A 21663-nucleotide genomic window follows, 5' to 3' on the forward strand; every position below is an offset into this window, starting at 1 on the left:
CTCCAGACCAGGCGAGAAACACCATGTCCGACGTCATCCTGAGGGTGAGCAAGCTGAGTAAGGCGTTTGGGGCGATTCAAGCCCTGCGCGACGCCAGTTTCGAGCTGCGACGCGGCGAGATCCACGCGCTTGCCGGAGAGAACGGCGCCGGCAAATCCACGCTGATGAACATCATCAACGGCATATTGCAGCCAGACAGCGGAGAGATCCGCATTGACGATCAGGCGGTGCGGATCGCCTCGCCGGCGGCGGCACAACGGCTGGGCATTGGCCAGGTGCATCAGGAAATCGCGCTTTGTCCGGACGTGTCGGTAGCCGAAAACATCTTCATGGCATCCACCAATGTCAGCCGGGCTCCACTGGTGGACTATGCCAGCCTCAGGCGGCGCGCCAGGGATATCCTGTCGGAGCTGGGTGACATCGATCCGTCCGCGCTCGTCGCCGGCCTGTCCATCTCCCAGCAGCAACTGGTCGAGATCGCCAAGGCCCTGACTTTGGACTGCCGCATTCTCATTCTCGACGAGCCGACCGCCGCGCTGACTGAGCGCGAGGCCCAGGCGCTCTTTGCCATCATGCATCGCCTGGCCGCGCGCGGCATTGCCATCATCTACATTTCCCACCGCATGGCGGAGATTTTCGACCATTGCGATCGTGTGTCCGTCTTCCGCGACGGCCAATATATCGTCACGCATCATGTTGCCGAAACCACGCCCACCCAGGTCGTCAACGCCATGGTGGGTCGTGAGATCGATGCGCGTTATCCGGCCAAGGCCGTCGGTACTCCCACCGATGGGGAGGTCATCCTTCAGGTCGACGGACTCTCGAGCCCTGGCCGCTTCCAGGATGTCAGCTTCACCCTCCACCACGGAGAAATCCTGGGGCTGGGCGGGCTGATCGGGGCCGGCCGCAGTGAAATCGTCAAGGGTATCTGCCGGATTGATCCTCATGCCACCGGCGACGTGCGCCTGAATGGCAATGTGCTGCCGTTGCGCCGCTACCAGCAAAGCATTGACGCTGGCATGGTCTATCTTTCTGAGGACAGGAAGGGAGACGGCCTGTTCCTCGATCTGCCCATCCAGGCAAATGTTTCGGCGCTGAAGCTGGAACAGATCAGCAGGGCCGGACTGATCGACAGCCGCCGTGAGGCAACGCTGGCGCGTGAACTGGGCCGCCGCCTCAACCTCAGATACGGCAGTCTCTCACACCCTGTCTCGTCGCTATCGGGTGGAAACCAGCAGAAGGTGGCGATTGCCAAACTGCTCTCGGTCAACCCCAAGGTCATTTTCCTCGACGAACCGACCCGCGGGGTTGATGTGGGGGCAAAGCTCGAAATTCATCGGATCCTGCGGGACCTCGCCAATAGTGGTGTCGGTATCGTGGTGATTTCCTCTGAGTTGCCGGAATTGATCGGCTGCTGCGACCGTATCCTGGTGGTGCGCGAAGGGCGGGTCAACGGCGAGGTCGCGGGCGAAACCATGACGGAACAACGCATCATGCATCTGGCATCCATCAGCGCCGATCTGCCCCAGGAGATGGCTTCATGAGTACGGTCGAGACCAATATGGCTGCCAAAGACGAACAGATGGAAGAACCTGTGCCGACCCCAGGTTGGCGCCGCCTCGCTGGTATGCGTGAGATCGGCCTGATCCTGATCATCCTGGCTTTGTTTGCCGCGATGTCCTTCGCCTCGCCCTATTTCCTCACCTGGGAAAACATGCGCGCCATGGCCATGGCCTTCGCAGTCGAAGGCATTGTCGTGGTCGGCATGACGATCCTCTTGATCTCCGGCGGCATCGACCTGTCGGTCGGTTCGGTCACCGCCCTTGCAATGGTGATTGCCGGCCTGTTGTTTCTCAATGGCGTCGACCCCTGGACCGCGTCATTGATCGCCATCCTTGCCTGCGCGGCCATCGGCGCCATCATGGGCTTTTTCGTCACCAAGGTGGGCCTGCACCACTTCATCGTCTCGCTGGCGGCCATGGTGATTGCCCGAGGGGCCTGTCTGCTCGGAACCGGTGGGCGGCCGCTCGGCCTCTTCACCCTGCCGCCCGAGTTCAAGTTCATCGGCCAGGGTTCGATTGGGGTCATACCCGTGGTCATCATCATCTTCATCCTGGTGGTCGTCGCCTTCGACTTCATGCTCCGCCGCACCACAATGTTCCGGAAAGTGTTCTATACAGGCAGCAACGAGAAGGCCGCCGCCTATTCGGGCATCCGCACCAAGAAGGTGATCTTCCTCACCACCACACTCTGTTCGGCCCTCTGCGGTGTGGCCGGCGTGATCTACATGGCGCGCTTCGGCTCGGCGCAACCCACATTCGGCATCGGCATGGAACTCAACGTCATCGCCGCGGCGGTGATCGGTGGCGCTAGCCTCTCGGGCGGATCGGGCACCATTCTGGGCGCAATTCTGGGGACGATCCTGCTTTCAGTGGTGTCAAGCTCACTGGCCCTGCTGGACGTATCGGTCTACTGGCAGGACATAATCCGGGGCTCCATCCTGCTGGCTGCGGTGACCATCGATCACTATCTGAGCAAGCGGCGGGGCTGAGGCCATGTTGAAGCGATTGGGCGAAGAAATGACGGACAATAGCGAGTTCGAATCCGCGCGTCAGATCCACACCGTGCTGGTGATGCACTTCCTGGAAGGCCTCAAGCAATCCGACATTGCCGAAATGCTGAACCTGTCGACGTCCAAGGTGAACCGGCTGATTGCCCAGGGTCGCAAGCAGGGCATGGTGCGGATCGAAATCGAGTCGCCCTTCCAGCGGCTGATGGAGATCGAGCGCCTGCTGGTGCAGGCGACCCAACTCACCAATGCCGTGGTCACGCCGACAATTTCCGGCAATCTCGACACCACGCTGAAGCAGGTCGGTCGTGCTGCAGCCAACCAGCTGCTGGAATCGCTGCGCGACGGCGACGTTATCGCCATCACCGGCGGCAAGGCCATGAGCGCGGTGGTCGACAATCTCGAGCCCGAGCGCAGTTTCGATATCACCGTCGTGCCCCTGACCGGCGGCGTTCAGGGCAAATATCATACTGACGTCAACCACTTGGCCTCGCGCCTGGCGGAACGCCTCGGTGGACAGACGCATCTGATGCACGCCCCGCTGTTTGCCGAAAGCGTCGAACAACGCGACATGCTCATGGACCTGCCCTCGGTCAAGGAAACCCTTCATCTGGCGCGGCAGGCCGCTATCGCCCTGGTGGGCGTAGGCTCCATTCAAACGGCCGGTTCGAGCTATTACGACCTGCACCCCGATTCTACCGCCGACCGGGAAAAGCTGATCCGGGGCGGCGTGGTGGCGGAATTTCTCGCCCACCTTATCAACGAGAGCGGCGCCATAGCCGACTATTCGCTCAATTCGCGGCTGGTCGCGCTTGCGCCCGGGGAGCTCTCCAACTGCCGCAAGGTCATCGGTGTCGCCGCCGGCTCGGACAAGGTCCTGCCAATCCGCGCCGTGCTCAATGGCGGCTTTCTCAACTCGCTGGTTGTCGATGAGGAAACCGCATCTCAGGTCCTGCAAGCGATGGAGGGTCAGACGCATGTTGCATGACATGAGCAATCGCCGCATCGGCACCTCTGCGATCAAGGCCTCTCCGGTGGGGCTGGGCACCTGGGCGATCGGCGGCTGGATGTGGGGTGGAACCGACGAAACCCAATCCATCGCCGCCATCCGGGCCGCGATTGACGAGGGTGTGAGCCTGATCGACACGGCCCCGGCCTATGGCCAGGGCCTTGCCGAGGAATTGGTCGGCCGCGCCATCAAGGGGCGCCGCGACGAGGTCGTGATCGCCACCAAATGCGGTCTGGTCTGGCATACCGACAAAGGTCGCCATTTCTTCGACTATGGCGGCAAGCCCGTCCATCGCTATCTCGGACGCGACGCGATCTTCTACGAAGTGGAGCAGAGCCTGAGGCGGCTGGGGACGGACCATATTGATCATTACATCACCCACTGGCAGGACCCGACCACGCCAATTGCCGAGACCATGGATGCGCTCGAGGACCTGAAGCGGCAGGGCAAGATCGGCTCGATTGGCGCCAGCAATGTGTCTGAGGACGATCTCAAGGCCTATCTCGCGGCGGGCCAGATCGACGCCATCCAGGAAGAGTATTCGATGGCCAAGCGTGGCCTCGAACGGACCCTGCTGCCGCTGTGCCAGGAGAACGGCGTCTCAATCCTCAGCTATTCGTCGCTGTCGCGCGGCCTGCTGACCGGCAAGGTGGGGCCGGATCGCCAGTTCGAGGGGGACGACCAGCGCCGGACCGATCCGCATTTTTCGACCGCCAACAGGATCAAGGTGGCCGCACTGATGGAGGAGATCGCGCCGATCGCAAAGGCGCATGATGCCACGCTCTCCCAGCTGGTCATTGCCTGGACGGTGCGAAGGCCGGGGATCACCTTCGCCCTATGCGGCGCCCGAACCCCCGAACAGGCGCGCGAGAATGCCGCCGCGGCGCGGATACGACTGAGTGAGCAGGACGTTCGGACCATGGATGATGCCGTGACCAGACATCTCTCAACACTCGACACCTAGGGCCAGAACCACATCGCCGAGACCACAAGCAGCGCTGTCGCGAGACAGCGGAAGGATTTCTATTGTCAGTAACACGCCAGGACAGCTTCGACCGGATCAGCGCCGATCCCGCTTTCGACGTGGTCGTCATCGGCGGCGGCATTAACGGCATCGGCGTCTTCAGGGAGCTGGCGTTGCAAGGGATGCGGGTGCTGCTGGTCGAGCGCAACGACTACTCCTCGGGCTGCAGCGCCGCTCCGTCCCGCATGATCCATGGTGGCCTGCGCTATCTTGAGAATGGCGAATTCTCGCTTGTGAAGGAATCACTGCGCGAGCGGGATGCCCTGCTCGCCAATGCTGCCCATATGGTGCGGCCGCTGCCGACAACAGTTCCCATCACCTCTACCTTTTCCGGGCTGCTGAACGGCGCCGCGAGCTTTCTGGGCCTCTCCACACCACCCGCAAGGCGCGGCGCCTTGGCGCTCAAGGCCGGACTCTCGATGTATGACTGGATTACGCGCAAGCGCCGCCGTCTGCCACCGCACCAGTTCCGGTCCGCCACCAAAACGCTGCGGCTATGGCCGCGCCTGACGCCAAAACTGCGCGGTTCGGCCACCTTCTTTGACGCCTGGATCAGCTATCCCGAGCGCCTGGCCATCGAACTGCTGCTCGACAGCGGTCGCGAAGCGCCGGGCAGTATTGCTCTCAACTATGCCGAACTGGTTCGGCGCGACACCGGCTACGCCGTGCGGGACCACCTGACGGGGCGGGAGTTTCCCATTGCCGCCAAGGCACTGGTCAATGCCACCGGGGCTTGGCTCGACGAGTCGCTGGCGGCCCTTTCCAGCCAGGGCATCGATGGCGAGCGGTACGTCTCGGGCACCAAGGGCTCGCATATCGTGCTCGACCATCCCGAACTCCATGCGGCCCTTAAGGGGCACATGATCTTCTTCGAGAATGGCGATGGGCGCGTCTGCGTGGTCTTTCCCTATCTCGGCAAGGTTCTGGCAGGGTCCACCGACATAAGGGTCGAGAAGGCCGAGCGGGTTTACTGCACTGACGAAGAACGGGACTACATCCTCGATGCGCTGAGGGGGGTGTTTCCGTCCATCCCGTTCAACGCCGAGCAGATCATTTATACCTATAGCGGCATCCGCCCCCTGCCCCGGAGCGACCACGCCTTCACGGGCCGCATATCGCGCGGCCATATGATCCGCCGGATCAACGGGGCAGTGCCGCAATTCTGCATGATCGGGGGCAAGTGGACGACATTCCGCGCCTTTGCCGAGCAGACTACTGATGCTGTGCTCGATTTCCTCGGGAAGGCGCGGGTTCGCGATACTTATGATCTGCCCATCGGCGGCGGTGCGGGGTTTCCGGAGGAGCCCGAGGCACTGGAGCGGCAGCTCATTGCCCGACATGGCATCGGTGCTAACCGGGCGACCTGGCTGGTGGGTCTCTATGGCACGCGGGCCGACGCCGTCCTGTCCTTCTGCCGCACGCGGGAAGACGATGTGCCCCTTGATACGGGGCTGGACGTTACCGCGGCGGAAATCGCCTATCTCGCCCAGCACGAACATGTCGTGCACCTTGCCGATCTGGCGCTGCGGCGCCTGCCTTTGGCCATCACAGGCCTGATTTCGTCCAGGCGGCTGGAAGCGCTCGCCGCGGTCCTGGCCGCTGAACTGGGCTGGACGCCGGCGGAACGGCAGAAGCAGGTCGCGGACCTGACCCATCAACTTCACACCTATCACGGCGTCTCGGCAGACATGCTGACGCAGCGCAATTGAGCGGGGAGACAAATATGCGCATAAGCACCAAAGCCCGGATGAACCGGCTTTTCACCAACGGAGGGTGCCTCGATGTCGCCATCGACCATGGGGTCTGCAACGAGCCGAGCTTTCTTGTTGGCCTGGAGGACATGGCCGGGGTGGTGAATGCCTTGATCGCCGCCAGGCCCGATGCGATCCAGATGGCCTATGGACAGGCCGACCTGCTGCAGTCGCGTCCGGAACAGGACAAGCCGGCGCTGGTGATGCGCATTGACATGGGCAACCCCTATAACGCCCAGCGGCACCGGGTGATGTGGTCGATGCTGCAGAACCGCGACGAGCCGATCATCGGGGCGCTGGAAATGGACGCGGCCTGCGTCGTGGTCAACCTCTTCATGCTGCCTGATGAACCCGAACTGTTTCGCCAATGCGTGGACAATATCAGCCGCGTGCGGGCCGATTGCCACAAATACGGCATGCCGCTGATGATCGAGCCTCTGGTCATGCTGCCCAATGACATGCGCGGCGGCTACCAGGTCGATGGCGATGTGGAGAAGATCGTGCCGCTCGTGCGTCTCGCTTCGGAAATGGGCGCTGACATCATCAAGGCCGATCCCACCGACGATCCCGATGATTTCCATCGAGTCGTCGAGGCGGCGCGGGTGCCGGTGCTGGTGCGCGGCGGCGGCAAGGAGGACCTAAGGGCTGTCCTCGAAAAGTCCGCCCGGCTGATGCGCCAGGGCGCCAAGGGCATGGTCTATGGGCGCAATATCTACCAGCACGCCAATCCGCGGGCGGTCGTTGCGGCGCTGATAGCCATTATCCATGATGGCGTCGATGGAGAGGCAGCTTGGGAGACATACAACAATGGTTGACGCCCCACGCTATCTCCTGGGTCTGGATGCCGGCAACACGGTCATCAAGGCCGTTCTTTTTACCCTGGACGGCAAGCAGGTTGCGGCGCATGGCATCGACGGCGCCACCCATACGCCAGCGGCAGGCATCGTCGAACGCTCGGTGCCCGAGCTTTGGGACAATGCCATGGTGGCGATCAGCCAGTGCATCGCCAGGGCCGGGATCGACGCGCGCCAGGTCGCGGCGGTCGGGACGGCCGGGCACGGCAATGGACTTTATCTGCTCGATCGGGAGCGGCAGCCACTCCTGGGCATTCAGTCCCTCGACAGCCGGGCGGCGCAACTGGCCAATGTTCTGGACCATCGCGCGGGCGCGGAACTTCATGCGATCTGTCTGCAACGCCCCTGGCCTTCGCAGACACCGGTCCTCTTGGCCTGGCTCAAGCAGAACCGACCGGACCTCTACGGGCGCGCCGGAACGCTGCTATTCGCCAAGGATGTACTGACCTGGTACCTGACCGGAGAATTGGCGAGCGAGATTTCCGACATGTCGGGCGCCGGCCTCCTGCGCATGCCGGGTGCCGTCTACGATGACGAACTGATGAGGCTCTATGGTCTCGAAGACGCATTGGGGATGCTGCCACCCCTCTACCAGCCCAGCGATGTGGTCGGCACTATAACGGCGCAAACGGCTGCACGGACCGGACTTGCCGAGGGCGCGCCAGTGGTCGCAGGGCTCTTTGACGTCGTGGCTTCTGCCATGGGATCGGGTGCGGCCCTGCCCGGATCGGCCTCGGTGGTTGCTGGTAGCTGGTCGATCAACCAGGTGTTCTCGAACGAACCGGTGAAGGACGAACGGGTCTTCATGGTCGCCGGCTACGGCCCCAACCGCTTTGCCAATATGGAGAACAGCGCGACCTCGGCGGCAAACCTGGAATGGTATGTGCGGGCCCTGATCGAGCGCGGGGCACACCACGTTGATCCCTTCGGCGTGGTCAATGACCTTGTCGGCGCGGTCACCCCGCGCCATGACGATCCGCTGTTCCAGCCCTTTCTCTATGGCGGACGCCTCGGTTCGCACTACAGGGCCAGCTTTTTTGGCCTTGCCGGCTGGCACGGCGAAGGCCACCTGCTGCGGGCGCTTTATGAGGGCGTGATGTTCGAGCATCGGCGCCATGTCTCGGTGCTGGCAGATGCAGGCGTGGGCATGGACCAGGCAGTGCTGTCGGGCGGTGGCTCGAGGTCAGCACATTGGCCACAGATCTTCGCTGACGGACTGGGCGTGCCGGTGACCGTGGCCGAGGCCCGCGAGACCGGCGCCTTGGGTGCGGCCATGATGGCCGCCGTGGGAATTGGCCTCTATCAGGATGAGATCGCGGCGGCTGCCGCCATGACGCGCGCCGTCCGGACCTATGTTCCCGACCCTGCAATGGCTGCCCATTATGACCGCCGCTATGCCATCTGGAGCAAACTCAACGCCGCAAGCGACCAGATCTGGCAGGACCTGTTGTCGGAGCGGCCGCATGCGGGTTGAGGGTGACTATGACTATGTGGTCGTGGGAGCGGGCACGGCCGGATGCGTGCTCGCCAACCGCCTCACCGAGGACCCACGAAATCGCGTCCTGCTGATCGAGGCAGGCGGCAAGGACAACTATCACTGGGTCACCATCCCCGTCGGCTACCTCTATTGCATCGGCAATCCGCGCACCGACTGGATGATGAAGACAGCGCCCGAACCGGGCCTTAACGGGCGGTCCCTGGTCTATCCACGCGGCAAGGTGCTTGGCGGCTGCACCTCGGTCAATGGCATGATCTATATGCGCGGCCAGGCCGCTGATTATGATGGTTGGCGACAGGCCGGAAATACTGGTTGGGGCTGGGACGATGTGCTTCCCTATTTCATCAAGTCCGAGGACCACCATGCCGGGGCCAACGCTATGCATGGGGTCGGGGGCGAATGGCGGGTGGCGCAGCAACGCCTTTCCTGGGATATCCTGGAAGCGGTGCAGCGTGGCGCCAGCGAGTTCGGCATCGAACCGCGATCCGACTTCAACGATGGCGACAATGAAGGCTCAGGCCTGTTCGAGGTCAATCAATCCGGTGGCCGCCGCTGGAACACCGCCAAGGGCTTCCTCCGGCCCGCCCTCCGCCGCCCCAATCTACGGCTTGTCACGCAAGCAGAAGTAGAGCGGCTGATCGTTAAAAACGGCCGGGTCGCCGGCGTAACCTATCGTCACGACGGCGATAGCGTTCAAGCGCGAGCGGGTCGCGAAGTGTTGCTCGCCGCGGGCACCATCAACTCACCCAAACTGCTCGAACTCTCCGGCATCGGCCGGCCCGAAATCCTGCAGAAGAACGGCATCAGCGTTCGCCTCGAAAGCCAGGGAGTCGGTGAAAACCTGCAGGACCATTTGCAGATCCGCATGGTTTACCGGGTCAGCGGCGCGCAGACGCTCAACACATTGTTCCATAGTCCCCTCGGCAAACTGCGCATGGGGCTGCAATATGCCCTCACCCAGAGCGGCCCGCTGTCGATGGCGCCCAGCCAGTTCGGCATGTTCACCAAATCCGACCCTTCGATGGCCACGCCGGACCTGGAATACCATGTTCAGCCCCTCTCGACGAACCGGCTGGGCGAACCGCTGCACACCTTCCCCGCGATCACCATTTCGGTGTGCAACCTTCGTCCCCAGAGCCGTGGCAGCGTTCATATCGAGAGCACGGACCTCTCCCGCCAGCCGCTGATCCAGCCGAACTACCTTTCCACCGCCGCCGATCGCGACATTGCCGTTCGTTCGGTGCAGCAGGCCCGGCAGATCATGACCGCCAAGGCACTGCAATCTTATCGTCCAGAGGAAATCCTGCCCGGGCCAGTGGTGAACACCGAAGCTGAACTTTTGCAGGGCATTGGCGATATCGCCACCACCATCTTCCACCCGGTCGGGACCTGCAGAATGGGCGTGGATGACCGCGCCGTGGTGACACCCGATTTGCGTCTCAGAGGCATGGATGGCCTGCGCATCGTCGATGCTTCGATCATGCCGACCATCGTTTCAGGCAATACTGCCAGCCCGACGGTGATGATTGCCGAAAAGGCCGCCGACATGATCAAAAGGGAAGCCAGGCTGTCCGCCGCCTAAACCTTGGCAAACGGCCGCTTGTGCCGAAAGCAAACATCGGGGTCGCACATCTGCGGCCCCGATTTCGATTGCTCTATTTCATCGTCGGCATCTGGAATTCGGCGCCGTCCTTGATGCCGCTGGGCCAGCGTGCGGTTACGGTCTTGGTGCGGGTCCAGAACTTGATCGAATCCGTACCATGCTGGTTGAGATCGCCAAAGGCGCTTGCCTTCCAGCCGCCGAAGCTGTGATAGGCCAGCGGCACCGGCACCGGGACATTGACCCCGACCATGCCGACATTGATGCGCGCGGCAAAGTCGCGCGCCGCGTCGCCATCGCGGGTGAAGATTGCCGTGCCATTGCCGTAGGGATTGTCCATCACCAGATCAATCGCGTCATCATAGGTGCCGGCGCGAACCACGCTCAGCACCGGCCCGAAGATTTCTTCCTTGTAGATGTCCATTTCCGGCGTCACGCGATCGAACAGGGTCGGGCCGACGAAATAGCCATTCTCATAACCCTGCAGACTGAAACCGCGGCCATCGACCACAAGGTCGGCGCCCTGCTCCACGCCCTTGGAGATGAGCTGCTTGATGCGGTCCTGGCTGGCTTTGGTGATGACCGGTCCCATTTCTGATGCGGCGTCGCTGGCCGGACCAAGCTTGAGCTTTTCGATGCGGGGCTTGAGCGCCTCAACGATGCGGTCGGCTGTACCATCGCCAACGGGGACGGCCACGGAAATGGCCATACAGCGTTCCCCGGCCGAACCATAACCGGCGCCCATCAAGGCATCGGCGGCCTTGTCCATGTCGGCATCGGGCATGATGATCATGTGGTTCTTGGCACCACCAAAGGCCTGCACGCGCTTGCCGTTGGCAGCGGCGGTTCCATAGACATAGCGGGCGATGGGGGTGGAGCCGACAAAGCTGATGGCCTCGATCTTTTCGTGGGCCAGAATGCCATCCACCACAGGCTTGCCGCCTTGCACGACATTGAGGATGCCCCTGGGCAGTCCGGCCTCGATGGCCAGTTGGGCCAGGCGCACCGGCACGGACGGATCGCGCTCGGAGGGCTTGAGGATGAAGGCATTGCCCGCGGCAATGGCCGGCGACAGCATCCAGAGCGGGATCATGGCGGGAAAGTTGAACGGCGTGATGCCGGCGCCAATACCCACAGGCTGACGCATGGAATACATGTCGATCCCCGGCCCCGCCCCATCGGTGAACTCGCCTTTGAGCAGGTGCGGTGCACCGGCGACGAATTCCGACACTTCCAGCCCCCGCTGGATGTCGCCCTTGGAATCCTCGATGGTCTTGCCGTGTTCGGCGCTCAGCAGTTCCGCCAGCTCCTGCATGTTCTGGTTGATGAGCGCTACGAAGTTGAAGAACACGCGCGCCCGTCGCTGCGGATTGGTCGCGGCCCATTTGGGCTGCGCGGCAGCGGCGGAGGCAACGGCCGCCTCCAGATCTGTCGAAGATGCCAGGGCCACCCGCGCCTGGACGTCGCCGGTCGCCGGGTTGAAGACATCCTGGAATTCGGTCGAGCTGCCAGTGGTTTCGACGCCGTCGATGAAGTGTCCAATAGTGCGCATGCAGTTCCTCCTTGGTCGGCAAGGAAAATGTCACTATGCTTTTCGCACATCAACGCGATCAGTCGCGCATCTGTTGTGCAGAAAGTAGAGCGCATTGAACTGGGACGATGTTCGTATCTTTCTCGCCGTGGCCCGCAACGGCCAGATCTTGGGGGCCTCCCGCGCCCTCGGCCTCAACCACGCGACGGTGGCGAGACGGCTGACGGCGTTGGAAGAGGCGCTGGGGAGCACGCTGTTCCAGCGGCGCACCAACGGCACCCAGCTGACGGCGCAGGGCGAGACGTTTCTGGTCCACGCCGAGGCCATGGAAAGCGCCAGCCTTGCAGCGGCAGGATCGGCCGATGCAAACAGCAGGATCGAAGGCACGGTCCGCATCGGCGCTCCGGACGGCTTCGGCGTGGCCTTTCTGGCGCCACGCCTGCACGAACTGACCGAGCGCCATCCCTCTATGCGCATCGAACTGGTGCCTGTGCCACGGGCCTTCTCGCTATCGCGGCGCGAAGCCGATATTGCCGTGACGCTGGAGCGTCCCCGCGAAGGCCGGCTGGTGGCGCGCAAGCTGACCGACTATTCCCTGGGGCTCTATGCCGCGCGTAGCTATCTGGACCGGTATGGCGCGCCAAAAAGCCTCGACGATCTGCAGCACCACCGCCTCGTCGGCTATGTCGAAGACCTGCTCTATACCGCATCGCTAGACTATACGGGCCTGTTCAGCGGCGACTGGCATTCACGGATCGCGGTGTCCTCGGCCATGGGTCAGACTGAAGCCGTTCGGGCCGGTGCCGGCATCGGCATCCTGCACGCCTTCATGGCCCGCCGCGATCGCGATCTCATCCCCCTCCTGCCGCAGCACATAGTGACCCGTTCCTATTGGACCGTGCTGCACGAAGACCTCCGCTCCATCCGCCGCGTGGCGCTGGTTTCCGAATTCCTGGCCGAGATCGTTGCCCGAGACCGGGCCCTGTTTATTGCGGCAATGGCACCGGACAACCCATAAAATCCCCTCCCTCCTTAGTCCCTGACCACGCGATAGCGGATATGTGTGGCGTCCGGTGTGTCGATCACTCGGACGATCTCCAGCTCGATCCGCTCTGGCAGACCGTCGAACAGCCTGCGCCCTGCTCCCCGCAGCACCGGGATCTGGTGGATCTGAATTTCATCCAGCACGCCGGCGCGCAGCGCCTGTTGCGCCAAGGTGCCACCATGCACCCTTGCCCTTCGCGGCCAGCTTGGCCTGCTTCATCGCGCTGGCGACATCGTTCACATAAGTCACCAGAGGATGATGCGCTGCATTCGTTCCCTTGCCCATCTGATATCTCCGGGGTCTGGGTGCGTCACGAACAGTTGCGGACTCCAGCGATCGGGCGGTTGCATGCTCGAGAGCATGCAACCGCCCGAAGTCGTGCCTTATTCTGCCTGCGCTAGTTGTCCAGGAAGGGAATGGCGAGTTCGCTCGCCGCCGTGGTGTTGATGATGTCGTAGTGGGTGGCGTCGGGGATCACCGCAAAATGGTTTTGGCCCATCCCGGAGCGGTCCCAGTTGGCGTCCTGCGCGCCGCCGCCGAGCATTTCGTAGAGCTTGGTCGCGGCGCTGATGCGGACGGCATCCCAGTCGGCGACTATGACCAGCGTAGGCGCCTTGATGCCCGGGATCTCGGCCGAGAAGTCGTAGTCGACACCGACTAGTGTGGCGATTTCCTTGACCGCGTCGACCCAGCTATCTGCACCGCCCGGCGCTTTCGCGATATAGGCCTGGTGCATCGGCGACCCGATGAGGCTTTCGGCGGTGGCCACCGGATCGGCATTGATGCTGCGCATGCCCTCAAAATTGTAGGTGTGCCAATTGTCGAAAGCATAGGCGGCCGAGAGCAGGACCAGGTGGTCGACGACCTCGGGATGATCGATGGCGAGCCGCATCGCGGTGGCCCCGCCAAGGGAGTAGCCAAACACGTCGGCCTTCTCGTAGCCGAGCGCCTTGATGAGCTCGGCTATATCGGTCGCCATGGCCTCGAAGGTCATTTCTCGGCCGAGAGGACCGGTGCCGCCATGGCCCTGGAGATCGACGCCGATAACTTTGCGGCTCTCGGCGAGCAAAGCGATATTGGGCCCGAACATCTCGACGGTCCCAAGGCCGCCGTGAAGCAGGATCAGCGGGTCGCCTTCGCCATAGGTCTGGTACCAGACCTTGACATCGTTGACCTCAGCGAAGCCGGATTCTGTTGGAGTCGGGAGCTGGAACATCTCAGATGCCTCCTGGGCATGCGTCACGATTGATGCGGCAAGGCTCAACGCCGCCGCGGCGATGACGGAAAAAATCGTATGCTTGTTCATTTGGGTTTCCTTTGCTTCTGTTCCCAAGACGAACCGGGCCGCAGCCTTACGACATCCGGAGCGGAATTTTTTCAGTGGATTGCCGGACCATCTGAACGGCGAGCGCCTCATATGCGGCAGCCATGATGCTGCAAAGTCACCTGCCGTTTCGGGACCGATCCTGAAACGCGCGATCATCGGGGATATTCGAGCTGCATGGCGACGACATCCGTCGTGGGCTCGCCATAGCGGGTGGCGACGGCCGCGAGCGTCCGGTCCAGGGCGTCGGCAACGCGCTGTTCGGGAAACGTCGATACCAAGTGGTTCGCCGGCCAGTCCCGTTCCGCGCGGTCCGGCAGAACGCGCACGCCATTCGCCGTTGTGATGGCGGATGATGATTGCGCAAATGTGACCGCATGCGACCGATAGGTCCGGGACCAGGCATCCGCCACCAGCGCGAGCGAAGCTTCGTCCATGCCCGGCTCAAGGGCGATGCCCTGAACCTCGCGATTCCAGAACGCAGCCAAATTGGCAAGGACGGTGGTCGCGAACGGCCGGGTCAGCCCGAAGGCGCCGCTCGAATGGCGCATATCCCAGCGTTCCACGCCGATCTCACGAGCCACCGCATCGGCCCGTTCACGCCCCGCAATGGCTTCAATCAGGGTCAGCATCATCGGCATGGAAGCGGTGATACCCGTCGTGGTCACCACGCCATCATCGGCAACGAAGCGCCGATCGGCGACATAATCAATGCTCGGGCTGCGCCTCAGCATATCGCGCAGATAAAACCAGTGCGTGGTTGCCCGGCGACCATCGAGCAATCCGGCCGCGCCAACCACCTTGGCCCCGGCACACACGCCAATGATCCGAGCGCCTTTGTGGGATTGATCCTGCAGCCATGAGAGTACGGCTGGGTCATCGTCCCTGCTCATCGCCGGCACGATGACATAATCGGCGCCATCGGGATGTTCGACGTCGAACGCGGCAATGGTCTGATCCGGTTCAACCCGAAGCGCGGGATAAAGCTGCACCGCCCCCTCGTCGGTTGCGAGCATGACCACCTCGGCAATGTCGGCACGACGAAGAATACTTGTTGGCAGCAAATAGTCTGTGGTTTCGGTGGCGTCGTTCAACCCAATGATCGCAATCAGCGGGCGCTCGTCGCCATCGTGCCGCAGGGCCGACAGCATGGCCTCCACCTCCTCCTGCGGCACCATTGGCGCCTCGGCGCCTGCACTTGCCGGCGGAAGGCTGAAAAGCCAACCGCCAAAGCCGGCCATGCCGAGCACGACAACGGCAATGCCGCTCCATATGAAAAGCGCCTTGGTCATTGCTGGTTCACCTCCAGATAAAAAGCCGGTCGGGTCATTGGATCTCGACCTGTCGCGCCCCGATCTGCTGATACGAACCAGGCGCTGCCGCCGGTCGTTTGAGACACACGAAAAACGGCGCATTGGGCCAGAGCGGCACGATTTTGCTCAGTCAGCGCCAGGACAAGGCCCGCCAGCGGTCTAGGCTCCAGGTGCCGGGACCCGAAAAGACGAAATAGAGAAAGACGAAGCAGAACAGGATTGCGGGTGTGCCCATATTGTTGGCCGGGAAAAAACCCTGCGGTGCATGCACCATGAAATAGCCCACCGCCATCATCCCCGAGAGGATAAAGGCCGCCGGCCGCGTCAGCAGCCCGACCGTGATCAAGGCGCCGCCGATCAGTTCCAGCAAGCCGGCCACGATCATCAGCGCGTCCATCGGCATGTCGTAAAGTGGCGGTGGGAACCCGAACAGCTTCTGCGTTCCGCCCTGAAAGAACAGCAGGCCCGACATGATCCGCAGGGCCGCCAGGCCATAGGGTTCCAGCGCTTTGAGCTTTTCAACCGCGACCATTGTGCGCCTCCCTCATTGGCTATTTGTCTGACGATAGCTATTGGAGACAGAGGATCGGCTAAAGTACCAATTATGCAGCAATAGAGCAGTCCAATTTAAGGTCTGAAGGCAATGACGCTCCATATCGACCTGGTCGGGCGCGACGATCTCAGCGGCGAAATCTACCGGCAGATCCGGCGCGCCATTCTTGAAGGGCTGCTGCGCCCGGGCGACACGCTGCCTCCGACGCGGGAACTGGCCCGGACACTCGCGGTGGCCAGAGCCACCGTGGTCGTGGCCTATGAGCACCTGGCGGCCGAGGGATTCGTTCAATCCCGTCAGGGCGCGGGAACCATTGTCGAAGACTGGGCCCCTCTGGAGGCCGCCGGCGCCAGGCGTCAGCGCTCGCATGGCGCGCTTCGCCCCCGACCGATCTGGGAGACTATTCCCCTCCCCACCGCCTTCGATGCCTCGGCGATCTACGATTTCCGCACCGGCCTTCCCGATGTTTCGCTTTTTCCGCACCTCAACTGGCGGCGGCTGATCGCGAAAGTTTTGCGATCGAACGAATCCGCCCTTCCCGGCATCTACGAGAAGCCCGCCGGGCATCTCGCGCTAAGGACGGCTATCGCGCGGCATATCGGGGTCTCGCGGGGTGTCGACGCCTCTGAGGACGATGTCATCGTAACCGGCGGCACCCAGCAAGCCATCGATCTCCTGGCGCGCACACTCCTGGCACCCGGCGACAAGATCGCCATCGAAGACCCTGGCTATGAGGCGACACGACGGGCATTAGAGGCCCATGGCGCCAAGGTGATCGGCGTGCCGGTCGATCAGGATGGCATCGTCGTCGAGGCGCTGCCGGACGATGCCAGGGCCGTCTATGTCACGCCGTCGCACCAATACCCTTTATCCGTGACCATGACATTGGGCCGCAGACAGGCGCTGCTCAGTTGGGCCGAGCGGCATGGCAGCGCCATTATCGAGGACGATTATGACGGGGAGTTCCGGTTCGAGGGGCGTCCCCTGCCACCCTTGCAAACGCTCGATACGGCAGGGCGCGTCATTTATGTCGGATCGTTCTCCAAGACCATGTTTCCCACCCTGCGGCTCGGCTTCGTCGTGCCACCGCCATCGTTGCGAGACGCCATTCAACGCGCGAAATATGTCAGCGACTGGCACTCGCCTACACTGGAGCAGGCTGCCCTGGCGCGCTTTATCGAAAGCGGTGGTTTTTCCGCTCACATCCGCAAGGTCAGCGCGGTCTACCGGGAACGGCACAGCATGATCGCAACGGCGATCACCCGGGATTTCGCCGGTCTGCTCGAATTGATCCCCTCCACCACCGGCCTTCATCTGACCGCCCTGGCACCGCCATCCACGACCGTCGAGCAGATGTCCGAAATAGCCGCCAGGGCGGCCAAACGCGGTGTGCAGCTACATAGGCTATCCTCATTCCATCTCGGGCAAAGCTGCCGCGCCGGATTAGTGCTCGGCTATGGCGCGATTGCGACACCAAAGATCGCCGAAGGCCTGGTGCAGTTGAGGGCTGCGTTTGAGGACTGACCTGGTCCCACGGAGGCGACACGGCCTCCAATGCCGCGCCGGAAAAGGATTGATATCCCTGCCTTTTCCACTCAGCCAGGAAGTCCTTTTGCGTGGCGACGGTCGAAAAGAGCGGACGCGCATTGCAAGGCTGGTGATGCTCGCCTTGACCTTTCAGTAGGCGATCTTGGCGACGGCGCGCAGTTCGTCCGGCGTCGTCGTGCGGAAGCCGAAAAATTCGAGATAGGCGGGAATTTGCTCGAACAGCATGTCGGTTCCCACCTGAAAACTGCACCCGCGCTCCCGCGCGGCGGCGAGAAACGGAGTGATCTCGGTCTTCATCACCACCTCGCCGACAAAGGTCGACGGATCGATGCGAGACACATCCATCGGCAGCGGATCTCCGTCTTTCATGCCAAGAGGTGTCGCATTAACCACCAGGTCATGGCCGGCCGGATCGTTTGAGCCGGTACTCACAATTAGGCCTGGATAGGCCCGTCGCAGACGTGCGGCCAGTCCCTGCATCGAAGGCTCGTGGCCGTCGAACAGCGACAGTTCGGCGACCCCGGCTCTGGCCAGAGACGCCGCAATGGCCGATCCAACGCCACCCGAGCCGGCCACCAGGGCCCTTTTTCCTGACAACGCCCTGCCTTTGCGCAGCACGCCCCGTACAAAGCCCTCACCGTCGAACATGTCGCCAACCAGCCTGCCATCGGGACCAAGCCGAATGGCATTGCAGGCACCCGCGACTTGCGCAGTCGTGGATGCTTCGTCCAGCAGCGCCATGGTCGTAACCTTGTGCGGCATCGTCACGAGGGCGCCGTGAATATTCGACAGCCGGAAGACGAGCCTTACGAACGCGGCGTAATCCTCGGACTTGCAGCCCATCGGGACCACGACCGCGTCAATGCCGTGCTTTTCGAAGTAGGGGTTGTAGATCATGGGCGCCCGAAAAGATTCGGTCGGGTACCCGAGATGAGCGATCAGTTTGGTCTTGCCCGAGATCACGTGTCACCTGTTGTCATTGCCTTGCACCTAGCCCCCGTAACCCGCCAGGCGCGGAAGGAAGAGAACGATGTCGGGGAACAGGATCATCGCCAACAGAGCGGCCACGAGAGCTACCAGGAACGGCACCACTTCGCGGATAATGTCCCGCAGCGGAATGCCGGTGACCGCGTTGATGACGAATAGCAGGATGCCATAGGGCGGTGTGATCAGGCCGATCATGCAATTGACGACGATGACCACCCCGAAATGCACCAGATCGATCCCGAGCAGGTTACAGGTCGGTATGAACAGTGGAACGATAACCAGAATGATCGTCGTGGCATCCAGCAGACATCCCAGAACCAGCACCAGCACATTCACCGCCAGCAGGAAGGCCAGGGGCGAGACGTTGACCTCGACGAGATAGGCCGCCAGCGCTGCGGGAATATTTTCAGATGCCACGATGTAATTGAGGATCAACGCGCCGCCGATGACGATCCCGACGGCCGCCGATGATCGCGAACTTTCCACCAGGATCGAATACAACCTCCTAAGGCTCAGCGAGCGATAGAAGACAATCGACAACACCAGCGCATAGGCCGCAGCGACGGCCGCGGCCTCGGTCGGCGTCGTGACACCGCCATAGATCCCGTAAAGGAGGATGGCCGGCATCAATAGCGCAGGAAAGGCCCGACCGGTGGCCCTGGGCAGATCGCGCAGCGGCACTGGCTCCTCCGTGCCAAAACCTCGGCGGTGCGCGATCCAGAAATTCATGGCCATCAGCACCGCGCCCATGAGCAGTCCGGGCAGGATGCCGCCAAGGAAAAGCGCCCCGATAGACGCATTGGAGACGAGCGCGTAGAGCACCATCGGGATCGAGGGCGGAATGATCGGACCGATTGTGGCCGAGGCAGCGGTGATCGCCGCAGCATAGCCCGGGGGAAAGCGGCCCTCCTTGCGCATCATGTCGATGATGATCTTCCCGATCCCTGCCGCATCGGCCACGGCCGATCCGGACATGCCGGAAAAAATCAGCGAGGCCATCACATTGACATGGCCCAGACCGCCCTTGAAACGGCCGACAGTGGCAATGCAGAAGCTCAGCAGCCGATCCGAGATCGCCCCCGCATTCATGATGTTCGCGGCCACGATGAAGAGCGGCACGGCCAGCAGCAGGAAGCTTTGATAGATGCCGTCAGTCAGGGTCTTGCCAGCAATGCCTATGGAGGAGCCCGTCGCCAGCATATAGGCCATGGAGGCCACAATGATCGCATAGGCGATCGGCACGCCAATTCCGGCCAGGAAGAAGAGCGATCCCACCATGATGGCAAGTTCGAGGCTCATTTCTTGTTCTCCGCGTGAATCGACTCTTCGGATTGACGCACTTGGAGGTCACCGTCGGCGCCGTATCGGGCGCAGTTCCAGGCGCGCAGGAGATAACGAAGGCCGACGGCGGCGAGAAACACGAAGTAGATCGAGTAGATCGGCATCATTTTGACCGGCAGGGTCGCCGAGGACTTCAGCCACAGCAGCTTCATCCTGTCATATGTCGGTCCAATCGAAGACCAAAGGGCCACAGCGATGATCAACGCACCGATTATGGCCAGCGCGGTGCGGGTCTTGCGGCCGACCGCCTCGTATATGATGCCGAAAGTGACATGGTCGTGGTCCCTGACGACGAAGGCGTTTCCCCAGAAGATCGTCCAGAGCCAGAGCACCAGGATGAATTCGAGGGTCCAGCCGAAATAGGACGCATTGATGGCGTTGCCGAAGGTCGAAACGAACCATGGCGCGCCCACGGCGTAGCGCACGATGATCTGCAGGATGAAGGTGCAGAAAATGGCAGCCATCATCAGTGCCGAGACGCCCTCCGCCATAGTGCGGAGTGTGCTGATCATGGCCTTCATTGCGGCGCCCTCCTGAGTCAGGCTTTGTACTTCGCGGCCGGCGTCACACGGTGATCATCGCCAGGCACCTGCGGGCGCTGGAAACTCCAATCTGCGGTGCAGCGCACGAGCGCGCTGCACCGTTTTTCGTCAGATCAGTCGCCGAGCGCGTTCACTGCGTCCAGGACGCCTTCGGGCCAGCTAGCGGCAAAATCGCTGTTCAGATAGGCCGATTGCACCGCGCTGCGGAACGCAGCGACGTCGGGTTCATAGATCTCCAGGCCCTTGTCTTCGAGGAAGGCCACCAGCTCATCCTCCTTGGCAAGCTGTGCCGCCCGGCCACTGTCGGCGGCGGCAATGGCGGCCGCGGTGACCGCGGCCTGCTGCTCGGCGGTCATGCCGTTAAAGACTTCCGCCGAAATGGCGATGAAATTCCAGTCCACCAGATGTGAGGTCAGAGCAATCTGCTTGGTGACCTCATAGAACTTGGCATCGACCACGGTTGGCAGCGGGTTGTCCTGACCGTCAACGGCGCCGGTCTGCAGCGCGGTATAGACCTCCGTGAAAGCCATTGGCGTGGGGTTCGCACCCAGCGCACGGCCAAGGAACTGCCAGGCATCAGTACCAGGCATGCGCAGATTGACACCGGCCAGATCGGCGGGCGTCTTCACGTCAAGTTCCGAGCGGGGTTGGCGCAGATTCACCTGGCGACGCCCCAGATACATGGGCGCAAGCAGCCGAACGCCAAGCTCGTTTTCAACCTTCTCCCTGAAGGGGTCCATCAGCGGATCATTGAAAACCCGGACCTGATGCTCTGCACTCTGCAGCACATAGCCTGCGGCGAAAACCGACCATTCGGGAAAGAAGGTGGCCAGTTCCTGCGCCGAGGTAATCGACATCTCGAGGTCGCCGGACGCAATGGCCTCCAGCTCGGTTCCTTGCTGGAACAGGGTGCCGTTCCAGTGCGGTTCGAAAGTCGCAAAGTCGGCCACGGCCGGACCGAACACATTGACCATTGCTATGGCGCGCTGATCGGTTTCCGAGTTCACCCCGGACAACCGAAGCAGGATCTTGTCCTGGGCAAGCGTACCGGTGGTGCAGATGGCAAGTGCCGCGGTCGCCGCCAGAAGCGCGCGGCGGGTGATGGTAAAAGACATTCTTTTCCTCCCTCGAGTTTTACAGGCACGCCCTCCTCGCTCCCGCATGGGCTACCCGA

At 62.3% G+C, this 21663-nt stretch carries 19 protein-coding genes; 10 read left to right on the forward strand and 9 right to left on the reverse strand.

The window, feature by feature from the left end:
* Window positions 1–23: 23 nt before the first annotated feature.
* From V8Z65_RS13650 to V8Z65_RS13685, 8 genes are all read left to right on the forward strand, one after another.
* Window positions 24–1544: a sugar ABC transporter ATP-binding protein gene (locus V8Z65_RS13650; protein ID WP_338720702.1), complete on the forward strand. Its 1521-nt coding sequence runs from the start codon at window positions 24–26 to the stop codon at window positions 1542–1544.
* A 38-nt stretch (window positions 1545–1582) separates the two neighbouring features.
* A complete protein-coding gene (locus V8Z65_RS13655) occupies window positions 1583–2551 on the forward strand; it encodes an ABC transporter permease (protein WP_338724026.1) in 969 nt (322 codons plus the stop codon).
* 4 nt (window positions 2552–2555) lie between these two features.
* On the forward strand, window positions 2556–3557 hold the full coding sequence (locus V8Z65_RS13660) for a sugar-binding transcriptional regulator (protein WP_338720703.1): 1002 nt from the start codon (window positions 2556–2558) through the stop codon (window positions 3555–3557).
* A gap of 1 nt (window position 3558) precedes the next feature.
* Complete coding sequence (locus V8Z65_RS13665; RefSeq protein WP_338720704.1) at window positions 3559–4542, forward strand: aldo/keto reductase; 984 nt, start codon at window positions 3559–3561, stop codon at window positions 4540–4542.
* A gap of 62 nt (window positions 4543–4604) precedes the next feature.
* Complete coding sequence (locus V8Z65_RS13670) at window positions 4605–6311, forward strand: glycerol-3-phosphate dehydrogenase/oxidase (protein ID WP_338720705.1); 1707 nt, start codon at window positions 4605–4607, stop codon at window positions 6309–6311.
* A 14-nt stretch (window positions 6312–6325) separates the two neighbouring features.
* Complete coding sequence (locus V8Z65_RS13675) at window positions 6326–7168, forward strand: class I fructose-bisphosphate aldolase (protein ID WP_338720706.1); 843 nt, start codon at window positions 6326–6328, stop codon at window positions 7166–7168.
* Window positions 7161–8681 (forward strand): FGGY-family carbohydrate kinase, encoded by a 1521-nt coding sequence (locus tag V8Z65_RS13680; protein WP_338720707.1) that lies wholly within the window; start codon window positions 7161–7163, stop codon window positions 8679–8681. The genes V8Z65_RS13675 and V8Z65_RS13680 overlap by 8 nt, the downstream gene beginning before the upstream one ends.
* Window positions 8671–10287 carry a GMC family oxidoreductase gene (locus tag V8Z65_RS13685; protein ID WP_338720708.1) on the forward strand — a complete coding sequence of 539 codons (1617 nt, stop codon included), beginning with the start codon at window positions 8671–8673 and terminating at the stop codon, window positions 10285–10287. The genes V8Z65_RS13680 and V8Z65_RS13685 overlap by 11 nt, the downstream gene beginning before the upstream one ends.
* Before the next feature lie 73 nt (window positions 10288–10360).
* Here the strand turns inward: V8Z65_RS13685 and V8Z65_RS13690 are convergent, their stop codons facing one another.
* Window positions 10361–11857, reverse strand: a complete 1497-nt coding sequence (locus V8Z65_RS13690; protein ID WP_338720709.1) for a CoA-acylating methylmalonate-semialdehyde dehydrogenase — start codon at window positions 11855–11857, stop codon at window positions 10361–10363.
* A gap of 94 nt (window positions 11858–11951) precedes the next feature.
* Here V8Z65_RS13690 and V8Z65_RS13695 point away from each other — a divergent pair, with 94 nt between their 5' ends.
* Complete coding sequence (locus V8Z65_RS13695) at window positions 11952–12854, forward strand: LysR family transcriptional regulator (RefSeq protein WP_338720710.1); 903 nt, start codon at window positions 11952–11954, stop codon at window positions 12852–12854.
* Between the two features lie 14 nt (window positions 12855–12868).
* On the opposite strand, the gene V8Z65_RS13700 is transcribed toward V8Z65_RS13695, so the two are convergent.
* From V8Z65_RS13700 to V8Z65_RS13715, 4 genes are all read right to left on the reverse strand, one after another.
* Window positions 12869–13051: a dihydrofolate reductase family protein gene (locus V8Z65_RS13700; RefSeq protein ID WP_338720711.1), complete on the reverse strand. Its 183-nt coding sequence runs from the start codon at window positions 13049–13051 to the stop codon at window positions 12869–12871.
* A 227-nt stretch (window positions 13052–13278) separates the two neighbouring features.
* Complete coding sequence (locus tag V8Z65_RS13705) at window positions 13279–14364, reverse strand: alpha/beta hydrolase (RefSeq protein ID WP_338720712.1); 1086 nt, start codon at window positions 14362–14364, stop codon at window positions 13279–13281.
* Window positions 14361–15497: a DJ-1/PfpI family protein gene (locus V8Z65_RS13710; protein ID WP_338720713.1), complete on the reverse strand. Its 1137-nt coding sequence runs from the start codon at window positions 15495–15497 to the stop codon at window positions 14361–14363. The genes V8Z65_RS13705 and V8Z65_RS13710 overlap by 4 nt, the downstream gene beginning before the upstream one ends.
* 151 nt (window positions 15498–15648) lie before the next feature.
* Window positions 15649–16050, reverse strand: a complete 402-nt coding sequence (locus V8Z65_RS13715) for a DoxX family protein (RefSeq protein WP_338720714.1) — start codon at window positions 16048–16050, stop codon at window positions 15649–15651.
* A 111-nt stretch (window positions 16051–16161) separates the two neighbouring features.
* Here V8Z65_RS13715 and V8Z65_RS13720 point away from each other — a divergent pair, with 111 nt between their 5' ends.
* Window positions 16162–17595 carry a PLP-dependent aminotransferase family protein gene (locus tag V8Z65_RS13720; protein WP_338720715.1) on the forward strand — a complete coding sequence of 478 codons (1434 nt, stop codon included), beginning with the start codon at window positions 16162–16164 and terminating at the stop codon, window positions 17593–17595.
* A gap of 153 nt (window positions 17596–17748) precedes the next feature.
* On the opposite strand, the gene V8Z65_RS13725 is transcribed toward V8Z65_RS13720, so the two are convergent.
* The 4 genes from V8Z65_RS13725 to dctP form a co-directional block, all read right to left on the reverse strand.
* Window positions 17749–18582: a shikimate dehydrogenase gene (locus V8Z65_RS13725; RefSeq protein ID WP_338720716.1), complete on the reverse strand. Its 834-nt coding sequence runs from the start codon at window positions 18580–18582 to the stop codon at window positions 17749–17751.
* Window positions 18583–18609: 27 nt separating this feature from the next.
* Entirely contained in the window at window positions 18610–19905 is a 1296-nt protein-coding gene (locus V8Z65_RS13730; RefSeq protein ID WP_338720717.1) for a TRAP transporter large permease, read from the reverse strand.
* Entirely contained in the window at window positions 19902–20468 is a 567-nt protein-coding gene (locus V8Z65_RS13735) for a TRAP transporter small permease subunit (protein WP_338720719.1), read from the reverse strand. Before V8Z65_RS13735 ends, V8Z65_RS13730 begins: the two co-directional genes overlap by 4 nt.
* 134 nt (window positions 20469–20602) lie before the next feature.
* A complete protein-coding gene (gene dctP / locus V8Z65_RS13740) occupies window positions 20603–21604 on the reverse strand; it encodes a TRAP transporter substrate-binding protein DctP (protein ID WP_338720720.1) in 1002 nt (333 codons plus the stop codon).
* Window positions 21605–21663: the final 59 nt, after the last annotated feature.

This window comes from Devosia sp. XK-2 (genome assembly GCF_037113415.1).
Classification (GTDB): Bacteria; Pseudomonadota; Alphaproteobacteria; order Rhizobiales; family Devosiaceae; genus Devosia.

Coding starts and splice junctions, on each gene's coding strand:
- V8Z65_RS13650 (WP_338720702.1), top strand. CDS start 24: ATGTCCGACGTCATCCTGAGGGTGAGCAAGCTGAGTAAGGCGTTTGGG.
- V8Z65_RS13655 (WP_338724026.1), top strand. CDS start 1,583: ATGGAAGAACCTGTGCCGACCCCAGGTTGGCGCCGCCTCGCTGGTATG.
- V8Z65_RS13660 (WP_338720703.1), top strand. CDS start 2,556: ATGTTGAAGCGATTGGGCGAAGAAATGACGGACAATAGCGAGTTCGAA.
- V8Z65_RS13665 (WP_338720704.1), top strand. CDS start 3,559: ATGAGCAATCGCCGCATCGGCACCTCTGCGATCAAGGCCTCTCCGGTG.
- V8Z65_RS13675 (WP_338720706.1), top strand. CDS start 6,326: ATGCGCATAAGCACCAAAGCCCGGATGAACCGGCTTTTCACCAACGGA.
- V8Z65_RS13680 (WP_338720707.1), top strand. CDS start 7,161: ATGGTTGACGCCCCACGCTATCTCCTGGGTCTGGATGCCGGCAACACG.
- V8Z65_RS13685 (WP_338720708.1), top strand. CDS start 8,671: ATGCGGGTTGAGGGTGACTATGACTATGTGGTCGTGGGAGCGGGCACG.
- V8Z65_RS13690 (WP_338720709.1), bottom strand. CDS start 11,857: ATGCGCACTATTGGACACTTCATCGACGGCGTCGAAACCACTGGCAGC.
- V8Z65_RS13705 (WP_338720712.1), bottom strand. CDS start 14,364: ATGATCGCGCGTTTCAGGATCGGTCCCGAAACGGCAGGTGACTTTGCA.
- V8Z65_RS13710 (WP_338720713.1), bottom strand. CDS start 15,497: ATGACCAAGGCGCTTTTCATATGGAGCGGCATTGCCGTTGTCGTGCTC.
- V8Z65_RS13715 (WP_338720714.1), bottom strand. CDS start 16,050: ATGGTCGCGGTTGAAAAGCTCAAAGCGCTGGAACCCTATGGCCTGGCG.
- V8Z65_RS13720 (WP_338720715.1), top strand. CDS start 16,162: ATGACGCTCCATATCGACCTGGTCGGGCGCGACGATCTCAGCGGCGAA.
- V8Z65_RS13730 (WP_338720717.1), bottom strand. CDS start 19,905: ATGAGCCTCGAACTTGCCATCATGGTGGGATCGCTCTTCTTCCTGGCC.
- V8Z65_RS13735 (WP_338720719.1), bottom strand. CDS start 20,468: ATGAAGGCCATGATCAGCACACTCCGCACTATGGCGGAGGGCGTCTCG.
- dctP (WP_338720720.1), bottom strand. CDS start 21,604: ATGTCTTTTACCATCACCCGCCGCGCGCTTCTGGCGGCGACCGCGGCA.